This window comes from Mycolicibacterium obuense, from assembly GCF_055397605.1.
Genome location: NZ_AP043663.1, coordinates 3,861,357 through 3,880,247, shown reverse-complemented (window position 1 = coordinate 3,880,247; position 18,891 = coordinate 3,861,357). Strand labels below are relative to the sequence as shown.

At 68.3% G+C, this 18,891-nt stretch carries 16 protein-coding genes; 10 read left to right on the top strand and 6 right to left on the bottom strand.

Annotation, left to right across the window (positions count from 1 at the left end):
* Positions 1-10 precede the first annotated feature (10 nt).
* Positions 11-970, top strand: coding sequence for an HpcH/HpaI aldolase/citrate lyase family protein (locus ACZ50N_RS18375; RefSeq protein ID WP_464473486.1), 960 nt, complete (start codon positions 11-13; stop codon positions 968-970).
* 18 nt (positions 971-988) lie between these two features.
* On the opposite strand, the gene ACZ50N_RS18370 is transcribed toward ACZ50N_RS18375, so the two are convergent.
* Positions 989-1,687 carry a DUF4190 domain-containing protein gene (locus tag ACZ50N_RS18370; RefSeq protein ID WP_464473485.1) on the bottom strand — a complete coding sequence of 233 codons (699 nt, stop codon included), beginning with the start codon at positions 1,685-1,687 and terminating at the stop codon, positions 989-991.
* Positions 1,688-1,819: 132 nt separating this feature from the next.
* On the opposite strand from ACZ50N_RS18370, the gene ACZ50N_RS18365 reads away from it, so the two are divergent.
* Both ACZ50N_RS18365 and ACZ50N_RS18360 read left to right on the top strand, forming a co-directional pair.
* Positions 1,820-2,335 carry a YflT domain-containing protein gene (locus ACZ50N_RS18365; RefSeq protein ID WP_464473484.1) on the top strand — a complete coding sequence of 172 codons (516 nt, stop codon included), beginning with the start codon at positions 1,820-1,822 and terminating at the stop codon, positions 2,333-2,335.
* 2 nt (positions 2,336-2,337) lie between these two features.
* Entirely contained in the window at positions 2,338-2,925 is a 588-nt protein-coding gene (locus ACZ50N_RS18360; RefSeq protein WP_073682665.1) for a suppressor of fused domain protein, read from the top strand.
* 3 nt (positions 2,926-2,928) lie between these two features.
* Here the strand turns inward: ACZ50N_RS18360 and corA are convergent, their stop codons facing one another.
* Positions 2,929-4,035, bottom strand: coding sequence for a magnesium/cobalt transporter CorA (gene corA / locus ACZ50N_RS18355; RefSeq protein WP_046362661.1), 1,107 nt, complete (start codon positions 4,033-4,035; stop codon positions 2,929-2,931).
* A 130-nt stretch (positions 4,036-4,165) separates the two neighbouring features.
* Here corA and ACZ50N_RS18350 point away from each other — a divergent pair, with 130 nt between their 5' ends.
* From ACZ50N_RS18350 to ACZ50N_RS18330, 5 genes are all read left to right on the top strand, one after another.
* Positions 4,166-5,371 (top strand): NAD(P)-dependent malic enzyme, encoded by a 1,206-nt coding sequence (locus ACZ50N_RS18350; RefSeq protein WP_464475675.1) that lies wholly within the window; start codon positions 4,166-4,168, stop codon positions 5,369-5,371.
* 38 nt (positions 5,372-5,409) lie between these two features.
* Entirely contained in the window at positions 5,410-6,219 is an 810-nt protein-coding gene (locus ACZ50N_RS18345; protein ID WP_464475674.1) for a glycine betaine ABC transporter substrate-binding protein, read from the top strand.
* Positions 6,220-6,365: 146 nt separating this feature from the next.
* Complete coding sequence (locus ACZ50N_RS18340) at positions 6,366-7,010, top strand: TetR/AcrR family transcriptional regulator (RefSeq protein ID WP_172835560.1); 645 nt, start codon at positions 6,366-6,368, stop codon at positions 7,008-7,010.
* Positions 7,011-7,112: 102 nt separating this feature from the next.
* Positions 7,113-8,987 (top strand): S9 family peptidase, encoded by a 1,875-nt coding sequence (locus tag ACZ50N_RS18335; RefSeq protein WP_464473483.1) that lies wholly within the window; start codon positions 7,113-7,115, stop codon positions 8,985-8,987.
* Complete coding sequence (locus ACZ50N_RS18330) at positions 8,984-9,652, top strand: DUF3159 domain-containing protein (protein WP_464473482.1); 669 nt, start codon at positions 8,984-8,986, stop codon at positions 9,650-9,652. The genes ACZ50N_RS18335 and ACZ50N_RS18330 overlap by 4 nt, the downstream gene beginning before the upstream one ends.
* On the opposite strand, the gene ACZ50N_RS18325 is transcribed toward ACZ50N_RS18330, so the two are convergent.
* Positions 9,585-10,406, bottom strand: coding sequence for an SDR family NAD(P)-dependent oxidoreductase (locus tag ACZ50N_RS18325; protein WP_046362656.1), 822 nt, complete (start codon positions 10,404-10,406; stop codon positions 9,585-9,587). The genes ACZ50N_RS18330 and ACZ50N_RS18325 overlap by 68 nt on opposite strands.
* Before the next feature lie 182 nt (positions 10,407-10,588).
* Positions 10,589-12,091 (bottom strand): PGRS repeat-containing protein, encoded by a 1,503-nt coding sequence (locus tag ACZ50N_RS18320; protein WP_464473481.1) that lies wholly within the window; start codon positions 12,089-12,091, stop codon positions 10,589-10,591.
* 160 nt (positions 12,092-12,251) lie between these two features.
* On the opposite strand from ACZ50N_RS18320, the gene ACZ50N_RS18315 reads away from it, so the two are divergent.
* Positions 12,252-12,614 (top strand): DUF732 domain-containing protein, encoded by a 363-nt coding sequence (locus ACZ50N_RS18315; RefSeq protein ID WP_464473480.1) that lies wholly within the window; start codon positions 12,252-12,254, stop codon positions 12,612-12,614.
* Between the two features lie 81 nt (positions 12,615-12,695).
* Here the strand turns inward: ACZ50N_RS18315 and ACZ50N_RS18310 are convergent, their stop codons facing one another.
* Both ACZ50N_RS18310 and ACZ50N_RS18305 read right to left on the bottom strand, forming a co-directional pair.
* Positions 12,696-16,418: a multifunctional oxoglutarate decarboxylase/oxoglutarate dehydrogenase thiamine pyrophosphate-binding subunit/dihydrolipoyllysine-residue succinyltransferase subunit gene (locus ACZ50N_RS18310; RefSeq protein ID WP_464475673.1), complete on the bottom strand. Its 3,723-nt coding sequence runs from the start codon at positions 16,416-16,418 to the stop codon at positions 12,696-12,698.
* A gap of 267 nt (positions 16,419-16,685) precedes the next feature.
* Positions 16,686-17,429 carry a hypothetical protein gene (locus ACZ50N_RS18305; protein ID WP_046362654.1) on the bottom strand — a complete coding sequence of 248 codons (744 nt, stop codon included), beginning with the start codon at positions 17,427-17,429 and terminating at the stop codon, positions 16,686-16,688.
* 154 nt (positions 17,430-17,583) lie between these two features.
* On the opposite strand from ACZ50N_RS18305, the gene ACZ50N_RS18300 reads away from it, so the two are divergent.
* A complete protein-coding gene (locus ACZ50N_RS18300) occupies positions 17,584-18,855 on the top strand; it encodes a multidrug effflux MFS transporter (protein WP_464473479.1) in 1,272 nt (423 codons plus the stop codon).
* Positions 18,856-18,891: the final 36 nt, after the last annotated feature.

The following is an 18,891-nucleotide window of genomic DNA, read 5'->3' as shown; positions in this document are numbered from 1 at the left end:
GAGTGGTGTTGTGCAAAACCGGTATCGACCCCGCCGAACCTGTCTGTCCGTGCCGGGCAGCAGCGCGAAGATGATCGCCAAGGCCAAGACGCTGCCCGCCGACGAGGTCTTCCTCGACCTCGAGGACGCGGTGGCCGCAGACGCGAAAAGTGAAGCGCGCGAGCAGGTAGCGGCCGCTCTGGCCGAGCCGGGGTGGGGTGATCAGCTGCGCGGGGTGCGGGTCAACGACTGGACCACGCCGTGGACGCACACCGATGTGATCGACGTCATCGGCCGCGCCGGTGCGTCGGTGGACCTCGTGGTCCTGCCGAAGGTGACCGACGTCTCCCATGTGCAGGCCCTGGATCTGCTGCTGTCGCAGGTGGAGGCCTCGCACGGGCTGCCGGTGGGGCGCATCGGCATCGAGGCGCAGATCGAGGACGCGCGCGGACTGACCAACATCGATGCCATCGCCGCCGGCCCCCGCATGCACGCGTTGGTGCTCGGTCCGGCCGACCTGATGGCGAGCTTGAACATGCGCACGCTCGAGGTGGGTGAGCAGCCCGAGGGGTACGACGTCGGGGACGCCTACCACCACGTGCTGATGCGCATCCTGATTGCTGCGCGCACCAACGGAATCAACGCGATCGACGGGCCCTATCTGAAGGTTCGCGATGTCGAGGCGTTCCGCCGCGTCGCGGGACGTGCCGCCGCGCTGGGCTTCGACGGCAAGTGGGTGTTGCATCCCGATCAGATCGCGGCGGGCAACGAGATCTTCAGCCCGCGCCAGGAGGCCTACGACCACGCCGAGCTGATCCTCGAGGCCTACGAGTGGCACACCTCGAGGGCGGGTGGCGCACGGGGGGCGGTGATGCTGGGCGACGAGATGATCGACGAGGCGAGTCGCAAGATGGCGTTGGTGATCGCGGGAAAGGGCCGCGCGGCGGGCATGGCGCGCACCGGCGAGCGGTTCACCCCGCCCGCCGGCTAGTTCGAGCCTGAGCCCGAACTAGACGTTGAGCGCGGTGATGCCCCAGATCAGGCTGATCACGAGGGTGACTGCGCCGACTGCGATACCGGCGACGGCCAGGCCGTGACCGTTCTGGCGGGTCTGCTTGATCTGGTTGATCGCGAGGATGCCGAGCACGATGCCGACGATGGAACCGATTCCGCAGCACACGCCGAGGATCGACGCGACCAGCGAGGCGATCGCCATCGTGTTGGTGCCTTGCGGGGCGGGCGGGCCGTAGCCGTAATCCGCGCCGGGGTAGCCCATCGGGGGCGGGGGATATCCGCCGGGAGAGGTGCCGTACGGCGGAGGCGGCGGATACGACCCAGTGGCGCCGGTTCCGTAGCCCGGAGCCCCGTAGCTCTGGTTGCCATAGGGCTGGTTGCCGTAGCTCTGGTCGCCGTAGCCCTGGTTGGGGTAGGGGCTCCCCGCGTTCGGATCCTGATACGGCGCGCCGTAACCGGGTGGGGGCGGCGGATAGTCCGTCGGGGCGGAGTACGACGGCGGGGGCGGCGGGCTGTAGGCCGGCGGGTAGTCGGTCGGGGCACCGGACTCATGGCCCGTCGGAGTTCCCGACTGGTAGTCCGTCGGGGTGCCTGACTGCTCGATCGGCGGCGCCTCGTAACCCTCCGAGGTGGGCTCGGACCCGGCGGAGTCGGAACGGTCGATCCGGCGTGCGTCGTCGTCCTGACTTGTCATGGGAATCAACCTAGCCTAAGTGCATACCGGCGGTCGGGACCGTCGGAGCCGGGCACCTTTGCCCACTCCGGCGCGTTGATCGAGCGACGAGGTATACCTGATCGAACTTCCAGACCGGAGGAGTGCAAGGACATGACCAGCCCGTTTCAGTCAGGCCAGACCCCGGGCGCCCCGCCTGCGGGCCGTGGCCGCCCGGTCGGCCTGCCCACCCCGCCCAAGGGGTGGCCGATCGGTTCGTATCCGACCTATGCCGAAGCCCAGCGCGCCGTGGACTATCTGTCCGATCAGCAGTTCCCGGTCGAGCAGGTCACGATCGTCGGGGTGGACCTGATGCAGGTCGAGCGGGTCACCGGGCGGTTGTCCTGGCCCAAGGTCCTCGGCGGCGGTGTGATCAGCGGCGCCTGGCTGGGTCTGTTCATCGGCCTGATCCTCGGGTTCTTCAGCCCGAGCCCGTGGGGTTCGCTGATCACGGGCCTGATCGCCGGCGTGTTCTTCGGCCTCATCACCTCCGCGGTGCCGTACGCGATGGCGCGGGGCACGCGCGACTTCAGCTCCACGATGCAGTTGGTGGCCGGCCGCTATGACGTGCTGTGTGACCCGCAGGGTGCCGAGCAGGGCCGAGATCTTCTGGCCCGCCTGAAGATCTGACCGTGGTCGACGTCACCGCGGCGGTTCGCGCGCGGGTGCTCGAGCATTTCCGCAATTCCGGCGACCCCGCGGAGGCCTCGGTGACCTTCTTGGGCGCCGACCGGATCATCGTGCTGCGTTTCGACGGTGACGGTCCGAACAGCGCTGCCCACTACGTGTCACTGGGGTGCTCGTCGCAGCCGATGGTGGATCCCGCCGAGATGATGGCCGATCCGCTCCGCGGGCCGCGCGCCGAAGTGGCGGTGGTGCTGCGCGGCCCGGCTCCCACGGGACTGGCGCGCTCGGTCGCGGTGGTGGCCGCCGCACCTGCGGTCGAGGGGCTGATCTTGGAGCCCGACGCGTTGATCGACCTGGAGACGCCGCTGTGGGACGGCGCACCGTTCACGGCATTCCTGTTGGGACACAGCGACCTCGACGACGTCGAGCTGCCCGAGCCGGCGTCGCCGGTGGCGATTCTCGGTGCGGTTCCGATCACGCCGACCGAGGCCGCCTGGGTGCGGCTCAAGGGTGCCGGCGCGATGCGGGAGGCGTGGGAGCAGGACGGGGTGGACGTGACCGATCCGCGCCGCCGCGCGGCCAGCCCGGCCTGACGTCTAGAGCCAGTTGTTGCGCCGGAAGGTGCGATGCAACCCCAGGCACACCGTCAACATCAGCAGTAGCACCGCGGGATAGCCCCACACCCAATGCAATTCGGGCATGTGGTCGAAGTTCATGCCGTAGATGCCCGCCAACGCGGTGGGCACCGCGGCGATCGCGACCCACGCCGAGATCTTGCGCATGTCGACGTTCTGCTGCATCGCGACCTTGCCCAGGGCGGCCTGCACCAGAGAGCTGAGCAGTTCGTCGAAGCTGGCGATCCGGTCCGCGGCTTTGATGGTGTGGTCGAGCACGTCGCGCATGTAGCGGCGGATCTCGACGTTGATCAGATCGTCGTGGTTGGTGCCGATGCGTTCCAGATCGGTGGCCAACGGGCTGACGGCCCGCCGCAACTCGACCACTTCCCGCTTGAGCAGGTAGATGGATTCGATGTCGGTCAGCGGCCGCGGGGAGAAGATGTCCTCCTCCATCGCATCGATGTCGGTTTCGATCAGGTCGGTGACGTCGAGGTAGTGGTCGACCACGCTGTCGGCGATCGCGTGCATCACCGAGTACGGGCCGAGCTTCAGCGATGCCGGTGACGCCTCGAGGCGTTTCCGCACCCCGGCCAAGCCGCCGTGCTCGCCGTGGCGCACCGTGACGACGAAGTCCGGGCCGACGAAGATCATCACCTCACCGGTCTCGACGATCTCGCGAGCGTTGGCGACCGACTCGTGGTCGACGTATTTCACGGTCTTGAGTACCAGGAACAGGGTGTCGTCGTACCGCTCGAGTTTCGGCCGCTGATGGGCGTGCACCGCGTCTTCGACGGCGAGTTCGTGCAAGCCGAAGACATCCGCCACGGCCTGCATCTGGTGTTCATCGGGTTCGTGCAGTCCGATCCACACGAACGCGGACCGGCCTTCGGCTTCGATCTCGTGCACCTTGTTCAGCGCTGCGGCGTGAGTGTATTTGCCGGGCAGGCGATTTCCCTCGCAGTAGACGCCGCAGTCGACCATCGCGCGCGCGACGGGGACGTGGATGCTGCGTGCGTCGGGATGGTCGGGGCGGGGACGGCCGCCCTGGCGCATCAGTGACGGTGGTAGCGCGCGAAACGACGGCATCGGCCGACCTCCCTTCGACACCCGCCTGGCTCGGCTAGACGGATGGTACGCGCCGAACCTGTCCGAATCTGCGCGCGTTCTGCTCACCGATCTCCAACCTGCTCCTGTGGGGGCCCCGGTGTCGGTTACCCTGACGCCCGTGGCGGACAGTGCGGTTTCCCCAGAACATGACGTCGCGACACGCACCCCGCAGGTGGTGGTCGACGACGCCGAGATCTTCGAGGCGCACGAGGGCGGCAAGCTCTCGGTGGCGCTGAGTTCGCCGCTGGACACCCAGCGCGCCCTGTCGATCGCCTACACGCCGGGTGTGGCGCAGGTGAGCCGCGCGATCGCCACCGATGTGACGCTGGCTGCCCGCTATACCTGGGCCAACCGCCTGGTCGCCGTGGTCAGCGACGGCAGCGCCGTCCTCGGGCTCGGCGACATCGGCCCGGCGGCCTCGCTGCCGGTGATGGAGGGCAAGAGCGCGCTGTTCAAGGCCTTCGGCGGGCTCGACTCGATCCCGATCGTTCTCGCCACCAAGGACCCGGACGAGATCGTCGAGACGCTGATCCGACTGCGGCCCACGTTCGGCGCGGTGAACTTGGAGGACATCTCGGCGCCGCGCTGTTTCGAGATCGAGCAGCGGGTGATCGAGGCGCTGGACTGTCCCGTGATGCACGACGACCAGCACGGCACGGCGATCGTCGTGCTCGCCGCCCTGTTCGGTGCGGCGAAGGCGCTCGACCGCGACATGCACACGTTGAAGGTCGTGATCTCCGGAGCCGGGGCCGCGGGCATCGCCTGCGCGAACATCCTGCTGGCCAGCGGCATCACTGACATCACGGTGCTCGACAGCAAGGGCATCGTGGCCACCGGCCGCGAGGACCTCAACCCGTTCAAGGCCGACCTCGCCACGCGGACCAATCCTCGGGGGCGCAGCGGTGGCATGGCCGAGGCGCTGGCCGGCGCCGACGTGTTCATGGGTGTCTCGGCCGGGCTGGTGCCCGAGGAGCTGATCGCCACGATGGCACCCGGCGGCATCGTCTTCGCGATGTCCAACCCGGACCCGGAGATCCATCCCGACGTGGCGCGCAAATACGCCGCCGTGGTGGCCACCGGCCGCAGTGACTTCCCGAACCAGATCAACAACGTGCTGGCATTCCCCGGTGTGTTCCGCGGCGCGCTCGACGCGGGTGCTCGCCGTATCACCGAGAAGATGAAGATGGCCGCGGCCCAGGCCATCTTCTCGGTCGTCGGGGACGACCTGGCCGTCGACCACATCGTGCCGAGCGCGTTGGATCCGCGGGTCGGTCCGGCTGTCGCGGCGGCGGTCGCCGCCGCATCCGAGGACTGAGTCTGCTGCGCTGGAGGCGGTTGGTCGCCGCACTGACCATGGTGTGGTGCGTCGCCGGCTGCGCGGGACGGCAAGCGCCGCCGCCCATTCCGGTGGCGACCACCGCGGGACCCGAGGCCGAGCTCGTCGCGCACCTGTACGCCTCGGCGCTCGGCTTCTACGGCAGCGCCGCGCAAGTCCGGGTCGTCGACGATCCGCTGGCCGGTCTGGATTCCGGCGAGGCGACGGTGGTGCCGGGGTGGACGGGCCGGCTCCTCGCGCGGTTCGATCCCGACGCGCCGGCTCGCTCGGACGTGCAGGTGTACCGGTCGCTGCTCTCCGCGCTGCCCGAGGGGGTGGCGGCCGGTGACTACACGACTGCGGCGGAGGACAAACCCGCCTTGGCCATGACCGCCGCGGAGTCGCAGAAGCTCGGAGCCGACACCGCGACGCTGGCCCGCCGCTGCCCGGCCATCACGGTCGGTGCGGTCAGCGGCACCACCTGGCCGACCTCGATCGGCACGTGCGCGCTGCCCACCGTGCGTCAATTCGACGATGCGGCAACGCTGTTCGCCGCGCTTCGGTCAGGGCGGGTGGATGCTGCGTGGACGTCGACGGCCGCCGCTGGCGTGCCGTCGGAGGTGGTGGTGCTGTCGGACAAGACCTCGCTGATCCGGGCGGAGAACCTGGTGCCGCTGTATCGCCGCAACGTGCTGAGTGAGTCACAGGTGTTGGCGCTCAACGAGATCGCGGGCGTGCTGGACACCGGCTCGCTGGCCGACATGCGGCGCGAGATCGCCGAGGGCGCCGAGCCGGGTCGGGTGGCCGCGCAGTGGCTCGAGGCGCACCCACTCGGCACCAGCAACTAGGCCTGGTTCGGCGAGTGCGCGTCTGCACCGCAACACGCCGTAAATCCTGGCGCTCAGCGTTCGCTCGCGCTCGCTGAGCGCGCACCTTGACCGCTCTGTCACTTAGTGACACACTCGATGGTGACACTAAGTGACAGGGGCTAGTGATGGTGACCACCTCGATCCTGGAACAGGCGGGTGATGACAGGCAGGCTCGAGCCCGGCTCGAGGTGTCTCGGCATGCGTGTGCTCTGTTCTGGGAACGCGGGGTGTCGGCCACCAGTGGTGACGACATCGCTGCTGCCGCAGGGCTTTCGACGCGGACGATCTGGCGGTACTTCCGCACCAAGGAGAGTTGTGTCGAACCTGTGCTGGCGTTGTCCGCGCGGCGCTTCCTCGACCTGGCTCGCCGCTGGCCGCCCGAACTGTCGCTCGCCGACCACATGGCGGCCAACTATGCGGAGAACCCCCTGAGTCCAGAGGACATCGCTGACGAGATCAGCGCTCTGCGGATCACCACCCTGTCGCTCACCGAACCGGCGTTACGGACGGCGCACCTGATGGTTCACGACGAGATGGAGCACGCCTTCGCCCCGATCATCGCCCATCGACTCGGCCTGGCCGACAACGACCTGACCGCCCGGCTCTTCGCTGCGGCGGTCACCGCGGCCTTTCGGGTCATCGACGAGGACGTCGGTTACCGGGCCATCGTCGAGAAGGAGAAGATCACCCAGCAGCAAGCCCTGGCGATGATCGACCGTGCGATCAGAGATGCCACCAACGGCCAGTTGGGTGGGCCCGTGCCGCACTGATCCGACAGATCCACAACCGTTCTGCCTCACCATCATCCATCCGTCGAGTGAGCGTCATCTCGACGGGGCGACCCCGTGCGCCCACAACCAGGAGGAGAAGCAATGCCCCTGCCCGATCTGATCCCCGTCGCCGACCTGTTGAGCCCGCCCACCCGCGCTGCCGCATCCATCTCACCCGACGGCACCAGGATCGCATTCCTCGCGCCGTGGAAGAACCGGCTGAACGTCTGGATCGAAGATCTCGACTCGGACTCCGCGAGCCCGCGGTGCGTCACCGCCGATGCAAATCGCAGCGTCCTGCACTACGAGTGGACCGACGATCCCCGCTGGCTGATCTATCTGCAGGACAACGACGGTGACGAGAACTGGCACATCCACCGGGTCGATCTGGACCACCCTGACTCGCCCTCCGTCGACCTGACACCGTTCCCGGGCGTGATGGCTCTTCCGATCCGTGAGGTCACGGGCGGCGCGACGACGGTCATGCTGAACAACCGCGACGTTACGTTGCTCGACGCCTACGAGCTCGACATCGCCACCGGACAACTCACCCTGATCGCCGAGAACCCTGGCCACGTAAATGGCTGGCTGGGCAACGACCGCGGCGACCTGCTCGCCACCTCTCTGACTTCTGCAGGCGCACTGGAACTGTCGCGGTGGGATGGGAGCGCACTGCGGCGCATCGCGACCTTTGACGGCAGCGACTATCCCGTCGGCATCCACCCGATGGCCATCACGCCCGACGGTACCGGTGTGTGGATGGGTTCCAATCGCGACACCGACCGCACGCGCCTGGTGCGCATCGATCTCGCGACCGGAGCGGAGACCGAGGTCGACAGCCACCCGGAGTGCGACCTCGATCCGCGGGCGGCGGTCAGTCCGATCCTGCCGGGGCCGCTCATCTGCGATCGGCGCACCGGCGAGCTGCTGGCCGTGCGGTATTACGCTGAGCGCCAAATGATTCGGGCGCTCGATCCGCATTTCGCCGACATCCTCGCCAATCTGGAAAAGCTCTCCGACGGCGACCTCGGGCGTCTGTCGTCGGACGAGGACGGCCAGCGCTGGGTGGTCGGCTTCAATCACGATCGCGACCCGGGCGCCACCTATCTGTACGACCACCGCACGGGTCAGAGCAGGCTGCTGTTCCGTCCGCTGCCGCACCTCGAGCCGGCGACACTGGCCCCGATGCAGCCGGTCACCCTCACTGCCCGCGACGGTCTGACACTCCACGGCTACCTGACGGTGCCCGTCGGTGTCGAGCCGCGACACCTGCCGCTGGTGCTGGCAGTCCACGGTGGGCCCTGGTATCGGGACTCCTGGGGCTTCGACGCCGGCGTGCAGCTGCTGGCCAATCGTGGATATGCAGTGCTGCAGCTGAACTTTCGCGGCTCGACGGGATACGGCAAGGCGTTCCTGAAGGCCGCGGTCGGTGAGTTCGCCGGCAAGATGCACGACGATCTGGTCGACGGGGTGACCTGGGCCGTCGAGCAGGGGTACGCCGACCCGACGCGTGTCGCCATCTTCGGCGGCTCCTATGGCGGCTATGCCGCGCTCGTCGGAATCACCTTCACCCCCGATGTTTTCGCCGCGGCCATCGATTACGTCGGTATCTCTGACCTCGCGAACTTCATGCGGACCCTGCCACCCATCGCCCGTCCGCACTTGGTCAACAACTGGCACGCCTACGTGGGGGACCCCGACGATCCCGCGCAGCTCGCCGACATGATGGCGCGCTCGCCGATCACCCGGGTGGATCACGTGCGTACGCCTCTGCTGGTGATTCAGGGCGCCAACGACGTTCGCGTAGTCCAGGCAGAGTCCGACAACTTGGTCGACGCACTGCGCGCACGCGGCGTCGACGTCGACTACCTGCTCCAGTCCACCGAGGGGCATGGCGCCGTCAACCCGGAGAGCACGATCGAGATGTATTCCGAGATCGTCGACTTCTTGGCCAAGCACCTGGGTGGCCGGGCGTGAGTGCCCGGGCGTCGGATGTGACGCCGACCTTGCTGGCCCGCATGGGCGGTTGGTCGGGGATGCTCTACGCGAGTCTGCCCACCGTTGTGTTCGCCGCGGTCGATGCCGCGGCGCCGCTGCACATCGCGGTCGTGCTCGGCGTGGGCGCGGCCGCGGCAGTCGCGGGACTGCGGCTGGCACAGCGTGAGCCGCTCGCCCCCGCGTTCTCCGGTCTGTTCGGGGTGGCGATCGGTGCTGTCCTCGCCTTCTGGACCGGCGACGCGCGCGATTACTTCGTGGTGGGTATCTGGGCGAGTGCGATTCTCGCCGTGGTGTTCTCGGTCTCGATCATCGTTCGCAGGCCCCTGGTGGGCGTGGTCTGGAGTGCCCTCACGGGCAGCGGACAGGCATGGCGCACCCGTCGGAGCGCACTCCTGCGGTACGACATCGCCACGGCCGCTTTGACCGCCGTGTTCACGGCCCGCTTCGTCGTGCAGTTCTGGCTGTACGGCGAGCAGTCGGTGGCCTGGCTGGCTGTCGCCCGCATCGCGATGGGCTATCCATTGACCGCGCTCGCCCTACTCGTCGTCGTGTGGGCCATCCGCGATTCCCGGCGGACTACTTCGTCAGCCGCGACACCACGCGCGGGAACAGACCCTGGTAGCCCGCTCCGACGAACCGGATGACGTATTCGAACATGCGCGCGTCGTTGCCCACGAGGATGCGCGCCTTGTTCTTGCGCACGCCGTCGAGGATGATCTGCGCGGCCCGCTCAGGGGTCGTGTTGGCGAGCTTCTTGTCGAACGTCTTGGCCAGTTGTTCGGCGTCGAGGCCTTCGGCGGCAGTGGCGTTGCGGGCGATCGCGGTCTTGATACCGCCGGGATGCACGCAGCTGACCTTTACCGGATGGCCTGCCAGCGCCATCTCCTGGCGCAAGGCCTCGGTGAAGCCGCGCACCGCGAACTTCGCCGCGTTGTAGGCCGCTTGGCCGGGCACGGAGAACAGTCCGAACACGCTCGAGACGTTGACGACATGCCCGTCGCCGGAGGCGATCAGGTGCGGCAGGAAGGCTTTGGTGCCGTTGACGACGCCCCAGTAGTCGACATCCATCACCCGTTCCATGTCCTTGAACTGGCTGATCTCGATGTCGCCGGTGAACGCGATGCCCGCGTTGTTGTAGATCTGGTTGACCTTGCCGAAGTGCTCGGCGACGCTGTCGGCGTAGAGCAGGAAGTTCTCGCGCTCGGTGACGTTGAGGCGGTCGGTCTTCACCGGTGCGCCGATGGCCTTGAGGCGTTCCTCGGTGGCGGCCAGGCCCTCGGTGTCGACGTCGCTGATCGCCACGCTCGCGCCGGAACGGCCCAGCTCGATGGCCAGCGCCTGACCGATGCCTGAGCCGGCGCCGGTCACGACGGCCACCTTTCCGGCGAAGCCCTGCATATCCACTCCCTCGAGTTGTTGACGGGTGCTGAGTGATCCCGAGCCTAACCGGTACCCGCGGTCCCGCGTATGTCAGGACGGTTTAGGACGCGAAGGCCGGTGAGCACCACGTGCTCACCGGCCCCCGCGGCCATGGTCGCTAGACGGCCGCGCCGTCACATCGGGAGCGGCCGATTGCGTGTTTAGACTCCCGGACTGCCGTCGTTACCCGAATCGCCCTGGGCCCCTTTCGCGCCCGCATTACCGCTAGTTCCCTGCGCGCCTTTGGATCCGAAGAGGCCGCCGCGTCCGCCGGACCCGCCCTTGTTGCCGGCGCCTCCGGTTCCGCCGGCACCACCCGCGCCACCCTTGCCCCCGGCGCCAGGCGTGTCGGTGCCGTTGCCGCCATTTCCGCCATCGCCACCGCGAGCTCCCTTGCCGCCCGTGCCGCCGTCACCGCCGTCACCGCCCTTGCCCCCGTTGCCGCTGATGGCGCCGCCTTTACCGCCGGAACCGCCCACGCCACCGATAGCGCCCGCGCCGCCTGCAGCGCCCTCGCCGCCCTGGCCGCCATTGCCCCCGAACGTGGCGAAGCCGAGCCCGCCCCCTCTGTTGAAGCCCGCATTTCCGCCGTCACCGCCTCGTGCGCCCGTTCCGCCGAGACCACCATCTCCGCCGCTACCGGCAGCTCCGATCGAACTGGTCTCGGCGTCGCCACCGCGGCCGCCGTTGCCACCGGGGGCTCCCGCGCCGCCGACGCCCCCTTGGCCGCCGTCACCACCGATCACCCCGCTCGACGTGGTGATACCGCCGGCGTTGCCGCCGTCGCCGCCAGCGCCGCCGGGTTGCCCGGGCACCCCGTTTTGCCCGGGTCCGCCATTGCCGCCGTAGGAGACGTTGCCCACGGAGCCATCGGTGTCCGTGCCGTCAGCGCCTTTGGCGGCAGGAGGCAGCAGGGTGGTGGGAATGGGGTTGACCCCTGCGGCCCCGGTGGCGCCCACACCGCCCTTGCCGCCCGCGCCGCCGTTTCCGAACAGCCGGGCATCGCCGCCATTGCCGCCGGCTGCGCCGATCCCGCCGGCACCGCCGTCGCCACCGTCGCCGCCCCACAGTCCGCCGCGGCCCCCGTTGCCGCCGGCTTGCCCGGGTGCGCCGTCGCCGCCCTTGCCGCCGTTGCCGAACAGCAGGCCGCCGTCGCCGCCGTCCTCACCGGCGGCGCCGTCGAGGCCGTTGCCGATGAGCCAGCCGCCCGGCCCGACCATCGGTCGTAGCTCGACCCGGCCGTTCGGCGTTGCAGTAGCGACGAACGTCGCTGTCCGGTCGCTGCGGTACTGGCGAAGTTCGGGTGCGAACAGGGCGTCCTCTGTCGACGACGGCGTCGTCGGGAGAAAGCGAACCCGGCTCGACGGCGTGGTCAGCCGAAGAAACGCGTGCGCATCGCCCTCGGAGAACAGGACCGGTGCAGCCGGCACGGTTGCGGCGGTCCCGAAGGTGGGTCGGGCCGTGACCGTGTCGCGGGTGACGGCGGCGAGTAGCGGCGCGGGGATCGACGCTTGCGGTGCCGGCGCCGCCTGGCGCGCCGCTGCGGATGCTGGCGGTGCCTGTTGGGCATGGATCGCGTCGACACCGGCGGTCAAGCCGGCCCCGACGGCCAGCGCGCTGATCGTCAGCGCGGCGGCAAGGGTGGTGGACGAGGGAGAAGACATGAGGCCCCGATTCGATGGAGGTGTGGTTACCAGGCGAATCGTCTTCGGGCGAGCGTGGCGGCGATAGCGTAGTGCGCTACTCATACGCGTCATCCGGGGTTGCCGGCGCCTGCGTAGCGCTCGGCGTAATACCTTGGGCGTCTGCTGCGACAATCAGGACGTGAAGTCTCGCCTTTCGTTCGCCGTCCTGGGCGCTGCCCTCGCCATCGCTGCGCCGGCCACCGCCACTGTCGCGGCAGCACCCGCTGCGGCCGATCCCGGCGTCGATGTGTTCCTGTCGGCGCTCGACCACTACCGACTGGGCGATATCGACCCGGCCACCGCGGTCCGCGTGGGCGAGCAGGTGTGCCCGATGCTCTCCGAGCCCGGTCAGAACATGGCGAACGTCGCGGCCAAGGTCGCCGATGAGCTGGGCCGGCCGCTCGGACCGGCGACCATGTTCACCGGCCTTGCGATTCAGCTCATGTGCCCGCGCGCCGTCAGCGCACTCACCGACGGGGTGCCGTTCTCGTTCATCCGCTAGCGCTCGACGGCCGCGACCGCGCGCAGATGCACGCGGTTCGCGGCGCGTCGGCGTACAGACCCGCTCGCTCGCCGAACGAGGCTAGGCGAACGCCTCGTCGATGATCTCCTGCTGCTCGACCGCGTGCACCTTCGACGAGCCCGAGGACGGAGCCGACATCGCCCGCCGCGAGATCCGCTTGATCCCGGCCAGGTGGTCGGGCAGCAGCTCGGGCAGCGTCAGGCCCATCGTCGGCCACGCACCCTGGTTGGCCGGCTCTTCCTGCACCCAGAACTTCTCCTTGGCGTTCGGGTAGCGGTCCAGCGTCTCGGCCAACCGTCGTCTGGGCAGCGGCGCCAACTGTTCGACGCGCACGATCGCGACGTCCTCGCGCTTGTCCTTGGTCTTGCGGGCGGCCAGCTCGTAGTACAGCTTGCCGCTGGTCAGCAGGATGCGCGTGACCTTCGACCGGTCGCCGTCGCCCTCGTCGTAGGTGGGCTCCTCGAGCACCGATCGGAACTTCTGTTCGGTGAAGTCCTTCAGGTCGCTCACGGCAGCCTTGTTGCGCAGCATCGACTTCGGTGTCGCAACGATCAACGGGCGCTGGATGCCGTCGAGGCCGTGACGACGCAGCAGATGGAAGTAGTTCGCCGGTGTCGACGGCATCGCGATGGTCATCGAGCCCTCGGCCCACAGCAGCAGGAATCGCTCGATGCGGGCGGACGTGTGGTCGGGGCCCTGACCCTCGTGGCCGTGCGGCAGCAACAGCACGACGTCGGAGAGCTGCCCCCACTTGGCCTCGCCGGAGCTGATGAACTCGTCGATGATCGACTGCGCACCGTTGACGAAGTCGCCGAACTGCGCCTCCCACAGCACCAGCGCTTTGGGGTTGCCCACCGAGTAGCCGTACTCGAAGCCGACCGCGGCGTACTCCGAGAGCGCCGAGTCGTAGACCATGAACCGGCCCCCGGTCGGGTTGCCGTCGGAGTCGACGGTCAGCAGGTCCAGCGGGGTGAACTCCTTACCGGTCTTGCGGTCGATGATCACCGAGTGGCGCTGCGTGAAGGTGCCGCGCCGGGTGTCCTGACCCGTCAGCCGGATGGTCTTGCCCTCGGCCAGGAACGTGCCGAGCGCGAGCAGTTCCGCGAACGCCCAGTCCACCTTGCCCTCATAGGCCATCTCGCGGCGCTTCTCCAGAACCGGCTTGACGCGGGGGTGCACGTTGAAGTCCTCGCCGAACGCCAGATGCGCGTCACCGATGCGGGCCAGCAGCGACTTGTCCACCGCGGTGGTCATGCCGGCCGGCACCATCTGGTCGGATTCCACGGAGTGGCTGGGTTCCACGGCGTGCTTCTCGAGTTCTCGGACCTCGTTGAAGACCCGTTCGAGCTGGCCCTGGTAGTCGCGCAGCGCGTCCTCGGCCTCTTTCATCGAGATGTCGCCGCGGCCGATCAGCGCTTCGGTGTAGGTCTTGCGGACCCCGCGCTTGGTGTCGATGACGTCATACATGTTGGGCTGCGTCATCGACGGGTCGTCGCCCTCGTTGTGCCCGCGACGGCGGTAGCACAGCATGTCGATGACGACGTCCTTCTTGAACTTCTGACGGAAGTCCATGGCCAACTTGGCCACCCACACCGCGGCTTCGGGATCGTCGCCGTTGACGTGGAAGATGGGCGCGCCGATCATCTTCGCCACGTCGGTGCAGTACTCCGATGAGCGGGAGTCGTACGGCGATGTCGTGAAGCCGATCTGGTTGTTGACGATGATGTGGATCGTGCCGCCGGTGCGGTACCCGCGCAGCAGCGCCAGGTTCAGCGTCTCGGCCACCACGCCCTGCCCGGCGAATGCGGCGTCGCCGTGCAGCATCATCGGCACGACGGTGAAGTCGTTGCTGCCGTTGGTCTCTTCGCCCGTGTCCAGCATGTCCTGCTTGGCGCGGACGATGCCTTCGAGTACCGGGTCGACGGCCTCGAGGTGGCTGGGGTTGGCGACCAGGGACACCGCGATGTCGTTGTCGCCGAACATCTGCAGGTAGGTGCCCGAGGCGCCGAGGTGGTACTTCACGTCGCCGGAGCCGTGCGCCTGCGACGGGTTCAGGTTGCCCTCGAACTCGGTGAAGATCTGGCTGTAGGGCTTGCCGACGATGTTGGCCAGCACGTTGAGCCGGCCGCGGTGCGGCATGCCGATCACGACCTCGTGCAACCCGTGCTCGGCGGCCTGATCGATCGCAGCGTCCATCATCGGGATGACGGTCTCCGCGCCCTCCAGCGAAAAGCGCTTCTGGCCAACATATTTCGTCTGGAGGAAGGTCTCGAAAGCCTCGGCCGCATTGAGCTTCGACAGAATGTACTTCTGCTCGGCGACCGTGGGCTTCTCGTGCTTGACCTCGATGCGCTCCTGCAGCCACTGCTGCTGCTCGGGCTCGAGGATGTGGGTGTACTCCACGCCGACGTGGCGGCAGTACGCATCACGGAGCAGGCCGAGGACGTCACGCAACTTCTTGTGCGTCTTGCCGGCGAATCCGTTGACCTTGAACTCTCGGTCGAGATCCCACAGCGTCAGGCCGTGAGTGTTCACGTCGAGGTCGGGGTGGCTGCGGAAGCGGGTGTTGTCCAACCGCAGCGGGTCGATGTCGGCCATCAGGTGACCGCGGTTGCGGTAGGCCGCGATCAGCTCGATGACACGAGCGTTCTTGTCCTCGATCGAGTCTGGGTTGTCGATGCGCCAGCGCACCGGCTCGTAGGGGATGCCGAGCTCGCGGAAGATCTCGTCGTAGAACTCGTCGTCGAGCAGCAGTTGGTGGATGGTGCGCAGGAAGTCGCCCGACTCCGCGCCCTGGATGATGCGGTGGTCGTAGGTGGAGGTGAGCGTCATCAGCTTGCCGATGCCGACCTCGTTGATGCGCTCTTCGCTGGCGCCCTGGAATTCCGCGGGGTACTCCATCGCGCCGGCGCCGATGATCGCGCCCTGGCCCTGCATCAGGCGCGGCACCGAGTGCACGGTGCCGATGGTGCCGGGGTTGGTCAGCGAAATGGTCACGCCCGCAAAGTCTTCGGCGGTCAGCTTCCCGTCGCGGGCGCGGCGGACGATGTCCTCGTAGGCGGCGATGAACTGGCCGAACCGCATGGTCTCGCAGTTCTTGATCGACGCGACGACGAGCTGGCGGCTTCCGTTCTTACCCTGCAGGTCGATGGCCAGGCCGAGGTTCGTGTGCGCGGGGGTGATGGCGTTGGGCTTGCCGTCGACCTCGGCGAAGTGCCGGTTCATGTTCGGGAACTTCTTGACCGCCTGCACGATTGCGTAGCCCAGCAGGTGGGTGAAGGAGATCTTGCCGCCGCGGGTGCGCTTGAGGTGGTTGTTGATGACGATCCGGTTGTCGATCATCGCCTTGGCCGGAATGGCCCGCACGCTGGTGGCGGTCGGCACGTCCAGCGAGGCGGACATGTTCTTGACCACGGCCGCTGCGGCGCCGCGCAGCACCTGCGTCTCGTCGCCGCCGTCGGAGTTCGGGGCGCTCTTCTCGGGGGCCTTCTTCTCGGGGGCCTTCTCTGGCGCCTTCACGTCCGTCTTCGCTGCCTGCGTCTTCTTCTCGGGAGCCTTCTGCGCCGGCGCGGCTTTCGCGGCGCCGTTGCTGCTCGCGGTCTTCGGCGGAGGGGCCGGGGCGGGTTCGGGCGGGCTCACCGGGCCGGACGAGCGGGTGGACGACCCGTTCGCGCGGGCTGGGGCACTGGAGGCGTCGGTGGTGGGCTCGGGGGAGTAGTCGACGAGGAACTCGTGCCAACTCGGGTCCACCGACGAGGGATCCTCGCGGAACTTGCGGTACATCTCTTCGACCAACCACTCGTTCTGACCGAATGGTGAAGGTGAATTCACGGCTGCTGTTCGCCTCAATTCTTCGTTTCCGGCCAGTGCTCCGCGGCAGCCGGCCACCCCTTGATTGAACCCGGTGTGCGGTCACCCGCAATTCCGCCTCGTCAAGGCTAGCGCTTCGGCGACCGGCGGGACCAGGCAACGTGGGTATGGGTCGTTGTGGTCATTCCGGACATGGCCGACCGGTGAACGACCGGCGGCGCGCCGGTGCGCCGGCGCCGCTCAGGTGGGCGGCGCGGGCAGCAGATGCAGCGGTGACGGCCAGCGCGGGGGCGGTGGCCCGAAGGCGCTGTGGGCGTTCTGCACGATCTTCTTGCTCATCATCCGATTGCCGACACCGCCGACGACGGCGCCGATGCCGACGGGCAGCATCTTGCCGAACATCATCGCGCCCCTCTTGAGTGTGTAGCGCTTGACGAAGTACTTCAGCAGGCGGTTGTTGAGCTGTGACACCGCAGGCAGCGGCAGCGACGCGGCACCGTCGGACAACCAGCCGCCGCTGGTGCGTCCGCGGCCGAGCAGATCAGCGATCGCGCCCTTGCTGTCGTCACCGACGAGCACGGCCAGCACGAGGGCGCGCCGACGCTCGCGTTCTTCGGCGGGCACACCGTGCACTTCGGCGACCGCCAGCACGAACACCGCGGTGGCCTCCAGGAACACCACCGTCTCCCCGGCGACCGCGGACATCGCGACCAGGGTGCCGATGCCGGGGAAGGCGGCCGCGGAGCCGACCGCCGCTCCGCTGGCCATCACCGCGGCCACGTAGTGCTTCTCCAGCTTGGTGATGATCTCGGCCGGGGTGGCCCCTGGGTTGCTCTCACGCAGTCGCGCCACATAGGCGCGGACCGCCGGACCTTGCACACGGGCGCCGCGTTCGATGATCTGGCTGAGCGCCTTCGCGGCGGCGCTGGGATCGTCCTCCTGGACTGCGGGCTCTTTGCTCTTCGCCCGTGACCATGCACTCATCGATCGGCCTCTCGTCGAGTGGACTCGTTCCCAGGTTAATGCCTGGAAACACCTGAGAAACGATTCACCACCCGTCCGGGGTACCCAAAGGTGACGGCGATCACTGTTCGCCGAGAGGGGAAGAATTCACTGGGAAGCCGCGCTAACCAATTGCATGGCAGTATCCCCAGACGTGGACCTGACGCCCCTCGAGACCGACGCGAGTCGGGGAGTGGGTGAATCGCCGGCGACCCCTCCCAGCCGCCTGAAGATGATCGTGGTTCTCGGCCTGCTGGTCGCGCTGGGCCCGCTGACCATCGACATGTACCTGCCGGCGCTCCCGAGGATCGCCGACGAGCTGTCGGTGACGTCGTCGGTGGCGCAGTTGACGCTGACGGGCACGCTGGCCGGTCTGGCGCTGGGCCAGCTGATCATCGGTCCGCTGTCCGACTCTCTGGGTCGTCGCAAGCCGTTGATGGCCGGCATCGTGCTGCACATGCTGGCCTCGCTGCTGTGCCTGTTCGCGCCGAACATCGCGGTCCTGGGTGTCGCCCGCGGTCTGCAGGGCGTCGGCGCGGCTGCAGGCATGGTGGTGGCGATCGCGGTGGTGGGCGATCTGTACAAGGACAACGTGGCGGCCACCGTGATGTCGCGGCTGATGCTGGTACTCGGTGTCGCGCCGGTGCTCGCACCGTCGCTGGGCGCTGCGGTGCTGCTCAACGCGTCCTGGCATTGGGTGTTCGCCGCCCTGGTCGTCTTGGCCGGAGCCATCTTGGTGATGGCCGCGCTGGCCCTGCCCGAGACGCTGCCCGTCGCGCACCGGCGTCCGTTGAAGGTCGGCGGGATCGCCCGGACCTATGTCGAGCTGCTGCGCGACACCCGGTTCGTGATCCTGGTGTTGGTCGCGGCGCTCGGTATGAGCGGATTGTTCGCCTACATCGCGGGCGCCTCGTTCGTCCTGCAGGGCCGGTACGGCATCGGTCAGACGGCATTCGCGCTGGTGTTCGGCGCCGGTGCGATCGCGCTGATCGGGTCGACGCAATTCAACGTGGTGCTGCTGCGCCGGTTCTCCCCGCAGCGGATCATGGTGTGGGCGCTGGCGGCAGCGTCGCTGTTCGGTGTGGTGTTCGTTGCGTTGGCCGCTGCGCACGTGGGCGGGCTGGCCGCGTTCGTCGTGCCGGTGTGGGCGATTCTCGCCGCGATGGGGCTCGTGATCCCGAACGCACCCGCGGTCGCGCTGACGCGGCATCCGGATGCCGCGGGCACGGCAGCGGCACTGCTCGGCGCGGTCCAATTCGGCCTGGGTGCAGCTGTTGCGCCCCTGGTCGGGGTGCTGGGCAACGATGAGCTGGCGATGGCCTCGGTGATGGCCACCGGCGTGGTGGTCGCGTTGGCGGCGCTGCTGCTGACCGGAGCGCACCGCGCACCCGCACCGGACTTGTCGTGAATGGCGCCGATCCGTAGCGTCGGCGCGGTCCATCTC